Source organism: Sphingomonas sp. Mn802worker (genome assembly GCF_000382485.1).
Classification (GTDB): Bacteria; Pseudomonadota; Alphaproteobacteria; order Sphingomonadales; family Sphingomonadaceae; genus Sphingomonas.
In genome coordinates, this window is the sequence record NZ_AORY01000016.1 from 69,337 (window position 1) to 75,876 (window position 6,540).

A 6,540-nucleotide genomic window follows, 5' to 3' on the forward strand; every position below is an offset into this window, starting at 1 on the left:
ACCGCGTCCACTGCGTTTCCGCGGACCGGTCAGCGATCGAGGCGGTGCTCGCCCTTGACCCAGCGCACCGTCCCCGACGACGCGCGCATCACCACGCTCTCGGTGGTCATCACCTTGCCCTTGCGCTTCACGCCGGCGAGCAGCGAGCCGTCGGTCACACCGGTCGCCGCGAAGATACAGTCGCCCTTCGCCAGATCGGTCAGGTCATATTGCCGGTCGAGGTCGGTCACGCCCCATTTCGCGGCGCGCGCGCGCTCGTCGTCGTTGCGGAACAGCAGCCGGCCTTTGAACTGCCCGCCGACGCAGCGGAGCGCCGCCGCCGCCAGTACACCCTCGGGCGCGCCGCCCGACCCCATATAGACGTCGATCGTGGTGTCGGGATCGGTCGTCGCGATCACGCCCGCCACGTCGCCATCCCCGATCAGCACGATGCCGCAGCCGATGCCGCGCAGCTCGGCGATCAGCGCCTCGTGGCGCGGGCGATCGAGCACGCAGGCGATGATGTCGGCGGGTTTGACGCCCTTCGCCGCCGCGATCGCCTCGACATTCTGCGTCGGCGTGCGATCGAGGTCGATCACCCCGTCGGGAAGGCCGGGGCCGACCGCCAATTTGTCCATGTACACGTCGGGTGCGTTGAGGAGGCCGCCGCCTTCCGCGATCGCCAGCACCGCAAGGCTGTTCGGCCCCGACTTGGCGCAGATCGTCGTGCCTTCCAGCGGATCGAGCGCGATGTCGATCGCAGGGCCGGTTCCGCTGCCGACCTTCTCGCCGATGAACAGCATCGGTGCCTCGTCGCGTTCACCCTCGCCGATCACGACGGTGCCGTCCATGTCGAGCTCGTTAAGCGCGGCGCGCATCGCCTCGACGGCGGCGGCATCGGCGGCCTTCTCGTCACCGCGGCCGGTCAGCGTCGAGGCGGCGATCGCCGCGGCCTCCGTCACGCGCACCATCTCGAGCACGAGCACCCGGTCGAGCACCTTGGAGGCCGTCGTGGTCATCGCTCAAATCCTCTAAGGTGGCGCCGTGGCACCAATGTTAAACGCGTTAAACGCCCTATCGCGGGCGCGGCAAAGGTTCAATCCCGCAGCAGCTCGTTGATGCCCGTCTTCTCGCGCGTCTGCGCGTCGACGCGCTTGACGATCACGGCGCAGTAGAGATTGGGGCCGGTACCGGTCGACGACGGCGCGGAGCCTGCGACCACGACGGAGTAAGGCGGCACCTCGCCGTAGAAGGTTTCGCCGGTCGCGCGGTCGATGATGCGGGTCGACTTGCCGAGATAGACGCCCATCGACAGCACAGCACCCTCGCCGACGCGCACGCCCTCCGCGACCTCCGAGCGCGCACCGATGAACGCGCCGTCGCCGATGATGACCGGATCGGCCTGCAGCGGCTCCAGCACGCCGCCGATCCCGACCCCGCCCGACAGATGGACGTTGCGGCCGATCTGCGCGCAGCTGCCGACCGTCGCCCAGGTGTCGACCATCGCCCCCTCGCCGACATAGGCGCCGATGTTGACGAAGCTCGGCATCAGAATCGCGCCCTTGCCCACGAACGCGCCGCGGCGAACGACGCTGCCCGGGACAGCACGGAAACCGGCGGCGCGGAACTGCGCCTCGCTCCAGCCGGAGAACTTGGACGGCACCTTGTCGAACCAGTGCCCTTGGCCGTGTCCGTTGTCGATCAGCACGTTGTCGTTCAGGCGGAAGCTCAGCAGCACCGCCTTCTTCAACCACTGGTTGACGCGCCAGCCCCCTGCCCCATCCGGCTCGGCCACGCGCGCGGTCCCGGCGTCCAGCTGCGCCAGCGCCTCGTGCACCGCCTCGCGCACCGCGCCGGTGGTGGTCAGCCCGATCTCGGCGCGGTTCTCCCACGCGATGTCGATGGTCTGGGCGAGATCGGTCATAGGTTCTCCGTGATACTATCGAGCCACTGCGTCACGTCGGTGACGCGGATGTCGACGAAGCTGCGGTCGGCGTCGTGATCCTGCTCGCTGCCGTTGTCGACCCAGACGGTCGTCATGCCGATCGCCTTGGCGGGTTTCAGGTTGCGCGCCATGTCCTCGACGAACAGCGCGCAGGTCGGGTCGATGCCGAACGCGGCGCAGATGCCCGCGTACGCTTCTGGAGCGGGCTTGGGCACCAGATCCATCGCGTGAATATCGTGGACGGCTTCGAAACTCGCGCCCAGCCCCAACCGGTCGAGCACCTTCAAGGCGTAGGGGCGATCACCGTTCGTGAACACGATCTTGCGCCCGGGCAGTTTCGCCAGCGCCGCCGCCATCGGCGCGTTAGCCTCCAGCACGTCCATCTCGATGTCGTGGACGTAGGCCAGGAACGCCGCCGGATCGACCTCATGCTCCGCCATCAGCCCGGCGAGTGTCGTGCCGTGACCAAGGAAATACGCTTTCTGCACCCGGTGTGCCTCAGCCAGGTCGAGCGACAGCAGCTCGGCGATGAACGCCGTCATCCGCCGGTCGATCAGCGCAAACAGGTTGGCGGACGCCGGGTAGAGCGTGTTGTCGAGGTCGAACAACCACGTGTCGATGTGCGAGAGTTCGGGCGGCATCGCGGCGGCTGTAGTCCGGTTCGCCGGCGCGTCAAAGCCCGCTCAAAGTCCGCCCCCAAGTTCACCTGTGCAACAGCCAAGCTCACCTGTCTGGCGCGACGCCGTCCCCACCCCCATCTGCGATATATGACCCTATATTCGCTCTTAGATCTCGTCCCCGTCGTCGAAGGCGGCACCGTGTCGCAGTCGCTGGCGAACGCCGCCGATCTCGCGCGCCATGCCGAGACGCTCGGCTTCAACCGTTACTGGGTGGCCGAACACCACGGCATGAAGGGGATCGCGTCCGCGGCCACTGCGGTCGTGATCGCGCATGTCGCAGGTGCGACACAGCACATCCGTGTCGGCGCGGGCGGGATCATGCTGCCCAATTCCGCGCCGCTCCAGATCGCGGAGCAGTTCGGCACCCTGGATGCGCTCTACCCGGGTCGGATCGACCTGGGGCTGGGCCGTGCGCCGGGCAGCGACCAGCGCGTCGCGCATGCGCTGCGCCGCAATCTTGCCAGCGATGCCAACCAGTTCCCCAACGACGTGGTCGAACTGCAAAGCTATTTCGCCGACGACGGGCGCACCGGTATCTCCGCGACGCCGGGCGCGGGCGCGAAGCCGGAGATGTGGATCCTCGGATCCAGCACCTTCGGTGCGCAACTCGCCGCGATCCTTGGCCTTCCCTATGCCTTTGCGTCGCACTTCGCGCCCGATGCGCTGGACGCAGCGCTCGCGATCTACCGCCGCGACTTCAAGCCATCGGCGAAGTTGGCGCGCCCCTACGCGATGGCGGGGTTCAACGTCTTCGCCGCCGATACGCATGACGAGGCCGAGTTTATCGCCAGCTCGCAGCAGCAATCGTTCATCGCGCTTCGCACCGGTACGCCGGGGCTGATGAAGCCGCCGGTCGCAAATTATCGCGCCAGCCTGCCGCCCGCCCACGCCGCGATGCTCGACAATGTGCTGTCCTGTTCCGCGATTGGCACCCGCGACGAGGTTGCGCGCGGGATCGCCGCGTTCGTCGCGCGCACGCAAGTCGACGAGGTGATGGTGACCAGCGCGATCTACGACCACGACGCGCGCAAGCACTCACTCAGCCTCACCGCCGATGCGATGGCGGAGCTGAAACAAGCCGCCTGAACCGAGCCGGAGGGCATTGCCCTCCCGGCCGTGCGTCGTTACCCCGCCCGCATGACGCAGGTCGGCATCATCATGGGCTCGACGTCCGACTGGGAAACGATGAGCCACGCGGCCCAGACGCTCGATGCGCTCGGCGTCGCGCACGAGGTCCGCGTCGTCTCCGCGCACCGCACGCCGCAGCGGTTGTACGACTATGCGACCGGCGCCGCCGAGCGCGGATTGAAAATCGTGATCGCCGGGGCCGGCGGTGCGGCGCATCTGCCCGGCATGGCGGCGTCGATGACGCACCTGCCCGTGCTCGGCGTGCCGGTCGAGTCAAAGGCGCTGAAGGGCATGGATAGCCTGCTCTCGATCGTGCAGATGCCCGGCGGCATACCCGTCGGCACGCTCGCGATCGGCAAGGCGGGTGCGATCAACGCGGGCCTGCTCGCCGCCTCGATCCTCGCGCTTTCCGACGACGCCTTGTCCGCGCGATTGCAGGCATGGCGCGCGGCGCAGACCGCCGGCGTCGCCGAAGCACCCTGACCTTTCGACACGGAACCCACCATGCCGCTCGCCCGCCTCGACCGCCCGCTCACCCCCGGCGGCACCATCGGCATCCTGGGCGGCGGACAATTAGGCCGCATGATCGCGGTCGCCGCCGCGCAACTCGGCTACCGCACCCACGTGCTCGCCCCCGACCGTGAAAGCGTCGCCGCGCAGACCGCGTCGAGCCTGACGCGCGCGGATTATCACAACAAGGTCGTGCTCGCCGACTTCGCTGCGCATTGCGACGTCGTTACCTACGAGTTCGAGAATATCGCGGTCGCGCCCGTGGAATGGCTCGCCGAGCGCGTGCCGGTCTATCCCCCGCCCAAGAGCCTCGCGGTTGCGCAGGACCGTGTCGCTGAGAAGCGCTTCGTCGAGGAGGTCGGCGGTCGCCCCGCTCGCTGGCAGGCGGTGAATACGCGCGACGAACTGGATGCTGCATTAGCTGCGATCGGCACTCCCGCCGTGCTCAAGACGACGCGCTTCGGCTACGACGGCAAGGGGCAGGCACGGATCAACGACGCGTCGGAGGCCGACGCGGCGTGGGAGGCGATCGGCGGTCCGGCGATCCTGGAGGCGTTCGTCAGCTTCAGCCATGAATTCTCGATCATCCTGGTGCGCGGGACCGATGGCACGATCACCAGCTATCCCCCGCCGTGGAACGAGCATCGCGACGCGATCCTCTATCGCTCGACCGTTCCTGCGCCTGCAGAGATCGCGCAGCAATGGACCGAAGCCGCGGCGCTGACCGGGCGGATCGCCGATGCGCTCGGCCATGTCGGCGTGCTGACGTGCGAGTATTTCGCCAGCGCGGACGGCCCGGTGTTCAATGAGATGGCGCCGCGCGTCCACAATTCGGGGCATTGGACGATCGAAGGCGCGGAAACCTCGCAATTCGCCAACCACGTCCGCGCGATCTGCGGTCTGCCACTCGGTGACACCGCGCTGACCGCGCCCACCGTCACGATGGAAAATCTGATCGGCGACGAGTGGCAGCGCTGGCGCGATCTGCTCGCCAGTCCACGCACCCACCTCCACCTCTACGGCAAACGTGAAGCACGACCCGGCCGCAAGATGGGCCACGTCACCCGGCTGGAACGCTGAGCGCAAGCGTTCCTCCACCGCGCAGTCGATCGTCGATCCGCCAACACGCTGTCGGCACGATCACCTCACCCGTCCGTTCAAGCGCCTGATCGATGTGAACAGGAGCCGAGATGAGCGACGATCCCCGCACCAGCCAGCCAACCCGTTTCCCTGACGAACCCGAGCAGCCACGTCCGGGGCTGACGACGAAGATGCACACCAAGCCCGATCACGGCGAGGAAAGTTATGTTGGGAAGGGATTGCTGACCGATCGTGTCGCGCTGATCACCGGGGGCGACTCAGGGATCGGACGCGCGGTCGCGATCGCCTACGCGCGCGAAGGGGCCGACGTCGCCATATCCTATCTGGCCGAGGAACAGCCCGATGCGGAGGAGACGCGAACCTGGGTCGAGAAGGCGGGACGCCGCTGCCTGCTGCTGCCCGGCGACATCCGCGACCGCGCTCACTGCACCGCTTTGGTGGAGCGCACCGTGGCCGAGTTTGGACGCATCGACGTGCTGGTCAACAATGCCGCCGCGCAGACGATGAACGAGGGGCTGGAAACGATCGACGACGACGAGATGCAGGGCGCGTTCGCCGCCAACGTCTTCGCGATGCTGCGGCTGGCGAAGGCGGCTGCCCCGCACATGAAGCCGGGTTCCGCGATCGTGAACACGACCAGCGAACAGGCCAAGGTCGCGGGCAAGAACATGATTGTCTATGCGGCGACCAAGGGCGCGATCTCCAGCCTGACCGTCGGCCTGTCCAACCTGCTCGCCGGCGACGGCATCCGCGTCAACGCCGTCGCGCCGGGTCCGGTATGGACCCCGATCCAGCCGATCGCCAAGCCGAGCGACGAGCTGGAAACGCTGGGCCAGGACACGCCGCTCGGCCGTGCCGGGCAGCCGGCCGAACTGGCACCCGCCTATGTCCTGCTGGGCTCTGGTGAGGGCAGCTACATGTCGGGCGCGATCGTCGCGGTGACCGGCGGCGTGCCGATCGGCTGAGTATCGCCAACCGGCCGGCAGGGCGGAAGCGATCCGCACTGCCGGCCGGCGAAGCTTATCCGCTCAGCGGCGGACCCCGGCGTCGGCTGCTGGCGCCAGCGCGTTCATCGGTCGCCCAGCGGGCGGGGGCGGAGGTGGCGCTCCCGCTCCGCCGATCGCAGCGCCGGGAGGCGGCGGCGGAGCGCCTGCGCCACCGAACCCTGCACCCGGCGGCGGCGGAGGCGGCGCACCT

Annotated in this window: 7 protein-coding genes; 4 read left to right on the top strand and 3 right to left on the bottom strand. The window is 68.2% G+C overall.

Annotated elements, in window-relative coordinates; all coding sequences use genetic code 11:
• Nucleotides 1-29: 29 nt before the first annotated feature.
• The 3 genes from glpX to SMN802W_RS0114910 form a co-directional block, all read right to left on the bottom strand.
• Complete coding sequence (gene glpX / locus SMN802W_RS0114900) at nucleotides 30-998, bottom strand: class II fructose-bisphosphatase (RefSeq protein ID WP_019517720.1); 969 nt, start codon at nucleotides 996-998, stop codon at nucleotides 30-32.
• A 77-nt stretch (nucleotides 999-1,075) separates the two neighbouring features.
• On the bottom strand, nucleotides 1,076-1,903 hold the full coding sequence (gene dapD, locus SMN802W_RS0114905; RefSeq protein ID WP_019517721.1) for a 2,3,4,5-tetrahydropyridine-2,6-dicarboxylate N-succinyltransferase: 828 nt from the start codon (nucleotides 1,901-1,903) through the stop codon (nucleotides 1,076-1,078).
• Nucleotides 1,900-2,565: a pyrimidine 5'-nucleotidase gene (locus SMN802W_RS0114910; protein WP_019517722.1), complete on the bottom strand. Its 666-nt coding sequence runs from the start codon at nucleotides 2,563-2,565 to the stop codon at nucleotides 1,900-1,902. The genes dapD and SMN802W_RS0114910 overlap by 4 nt, the downstream gene beginning before the upstream one ends.
• Before the next feature lie 126 nt (nucleotides 2,566-2,691).
• Between SMN802W_RS0114910 and SMN802W_RS0114915 the strand changes: the two genes are divergently transcribed.
• From SMN802W_RS0114915 to SMN802W_RS0114930, 4 genes are all read left to right on the top strand, one after another.
• A complete protein-coding gene (locus tag SMN802W_RS0114915) occupies nucleotides 2,692-3,690 on the top strand; it encodes an LLM class flavin-dependent oxidoreductase (protein WP_019517723.1) in 999 nt (332 codons plus the stop codon).
• Nucleotides 3,691-3,741: 51 nt separating this feature from the next.
• Nucleotides 3,742-4,215 (top strand): 5-(carboxyamino)imidazole ribonucleotide mutase, encoded by a 474-nt coding sequence (gene purE, locus SMN802W_RS0114920; protein WP_019517724.1) that lies wholly within the window; start codon nucleotides 3,742-3,744, stop codon nucleotides 4,213-4,215.
• Between the two features lie 21 nt (nucleotides 4,216-4,236).
• Nucleotides 4,237-5,322: a 5-(carboxyamino)imidazole ribonucleotide synthase gene (locus SMN802W_RS0114925; RefSeq protein ID WP_019517725.1), complete on the top strand. Its 1,086-nt coding sequence runs from the start codon at nucleotides 4,237-4,239 to the stop codon at nucleotides 5,320-5,322.
• 110 nt (nucleotides 5,323-5,432) lie between these two features.
• Nucleotides 5,433-6,308 carry an SDR family oxidoreductase gene (locus SMN802W_RS0114930; protein WP_019517726.1) on the top strand — a complete coding sequence of 292 codons (876 nt, stop codon included), beginning with the start codon at nucleotides 5,433-5,435 and terminating at the stop codon, nucleotides 6,306-6,308.
• Nucleotides 6,309-6,540 lie beyond the last annotated feature (232 nt).